Source organism: Nocardioides sp. (assembly GCF_041600255.1).
Lineage (GTDB): Bacteria > Actinomycetota > Actinomycetes > Propionibacteriales > Nocardioidaceae > Nocardioides.
This window is the reverse complement of record NZ_JBFIKK010000239.1, coordinates 1-2,019: the sequence shown is the minus strand read 5'-3', so window position 1 is coordinate 2,019 and position 2,019 is coordinate 1. Positions and strand designations below refer to the sequence as shown.

Genomic DNA, 2,019 nt, shown 5'->3' with positions numbered 1-2,019 from the left:
GCTGGTCGAGGACATCAAGACAGCCCACAAGGCCAACCTGGGTGTCTATGGCGCGAGGAAGATCCACGCCGAGCTCAACCGTGAGGGCGTCCCGGTCGCCAGGTGCACCGTGGAGCGGCTCATGCGCGCCGAGGGCCTGCGGGGTCTGCTGCACGGACTGGTGACAGGTTGGGTTAGGCCGCCTGGGTGGCGGTTGTGGTCATGATCAGTTCGTATTCGACCGGGGTCAACCGGCCGAGAGCGGCTTGGCGACGGCGGCGGTGATAGGTCTTCTCGATCCAGGTGACGATCGCGATTCGCAGCTCGTCCCGGGTGTTCCAGACGCCGCGGTTGAGGACATTCTTCTGGAGCAGCGAGAAGAAGGACTCCATTGCAGCGTTGTCGCCGGCCGCGCCAACTCGTCCCATTGAGCCGACCATCTGGTGGCGGTTGAGCTCGTGGACCAGCTTTCTGGACCTGAACTGCGACCCGCGGTCGGTGTGCAGCACGCAGCTGGCCACACCGGCGCCCTCAGCCGCTCGGTGGGCCACGGCGTTGTTGAGCGCGGTGACGGCGATCCGGGACTTCATCCGTGAATCGATGGAGTAACCGACGATCCGGTTGGAGTAGACGTCCTTGATCGCGCAGACGTAGAGCTTGCCCTCACGAGTCCAGTGCTCGGTGATGTCGGCCAGCCACAGGGTGTTGGGTGCCGTGGCGCTGAAGTCCCGCTCGACCAGATCGTCGTGCACTGGTGGTCCTGGCTTCTTGCCGTTGCGACCGCGCTTCTTGCCGAACGCAGACCACCAGCCGAGGTCGGAACAGATCTTCCACGCGGTGCGCTCAGCCATCTCCTCGCCCGCTTCACGCGCTTCGTCGAGCAGGAATCGGTAGCCGAACTCGGGGTCGTCGCGGTGGGCGTCGAACAATGCGTTGGCGCGGTAGGCGGCGACCAATTCGGCGTCGGTGATCGGGCACCTCAGCCAGCGGTAGTAGGGCTGGCGTGCGATCTTGAGGACCCGGCACGTCACCGCGACAGGAATCCCGTCAGCGGCCAGTTCGCGGACGAGCGGGTACATCATTTTCCCGGCAGGTGCGCCTGCGAGAGATAGGCCGCCGCCCGGCGCAGCACCTCGTTCTCCTGCTCGAGCAGCTTGATCCGCTTGTTCGCCTCACGCAGCGCATCGGACTCACCGCCCGAGGTGGATGAGCCAGACGACCTGGTCGACTTCTTCTCATCGATGGCCAGCCAGCGCTTCAAGCACGACGCCGAGATACCGAAGTCCTTCGCGACCTGGGCCATTGAGGCATCGGAGTCGCGGTAGACCCGGACCACGTCCTCGCGGAACTCCTTAGGGAACGCCTTGGGCATGGTGCACATCCTTCCAGCGCCGACACATCGACGCAGATCAGATGTCACCTATCCGTGCAGCAGACCCCCACGTCCTGGCAACCGGAAGTGACGGCGGCGCCGTGACGGTCTGGGAGGTCGGCTCATGGCAGCGGCTCGCAGGCTTCACCATGGACGACCCGGTTTCCGGCCTCTGGATGGCGGACGCCCAGCTCGTCGTGCAGACCGGCGCCCTGCCGCTGGCCTGCTTCGAGCTGGTCGGGCTCCACGAGCGCTGAGGCGGTCCCGACCGCGGCCGACCTCGTGGCTGGGGAGGGATCAAGAAGGAACTGGACGCCCGGGCTGAGTGGGACAAGAAAGCCCCGCGCGACTCGTTGCCGGACCAGCTCATCTTCATCACCAACGTCGCTCTCAAACCTGTGCAGAACATCGGGGGCACGACGCGATCCGCAAGAACATCAATGCCTACAGCGACAAGTTGAGCGACGCGAGCCGCGACCCACGCCTGATCGCTGGGCTCATCCCGGAACCGCTACGCGAGATGTCCGCGGAGGATCGCCAGTCGATCGACGAGCGAGCCGAACTCATCGAGGCCCGGGCTCGGTCGCTAGTTGCCGCGGCCATTGACGAAGGTGCGCCTTGGTGTCGGCGCATGGGAACGCCGCCCACCGAACCGCGGGCCATGGAGC

Annotated in this window: 1 protein-coding gene and 2 pseudogenes; 2 read left to right on the top strand and 1 reads right to left on the bottom strand. The window is 65.6% G+C overall.

The features are described from left to right. A pseudogene (locus ABZE72_RS16740) lies at positions 1 to 157 on the top strand (IS3 family transposase); the annotation flags it as partial. A 16-nt stretch (positions 158 to 173) separates the two neighbouring features. Here the strand turns inward: ABZE72_RS16740 and ABZE72_RS16735 are convergent. Next, a protein-coding gene (locus ABZE72_RS16735; protein WP_372730168.1) for an IS3 family transposase occupies positions 174 to 1,351 on the bottom strand; the annotation gives its coding sequence in 2 pieces (ribosomal slippage) (positions 174 to 1,064 and positions 1,067 to 1,351; 1,176 coding nt in all). A gap of 457 nt (positions 1,352 to 1,808) precedes the next feature. On the opposite strand from ABZE72_RS16735, the pseudogene ABZE72_RS16730 reads away from it, so the two are divergent. After that, a pseudogene (locus ABZE72_RS16730) lies at positions 1,809 to 2,019 on the top strand (hypothetical protein); the annotation flags it as partial.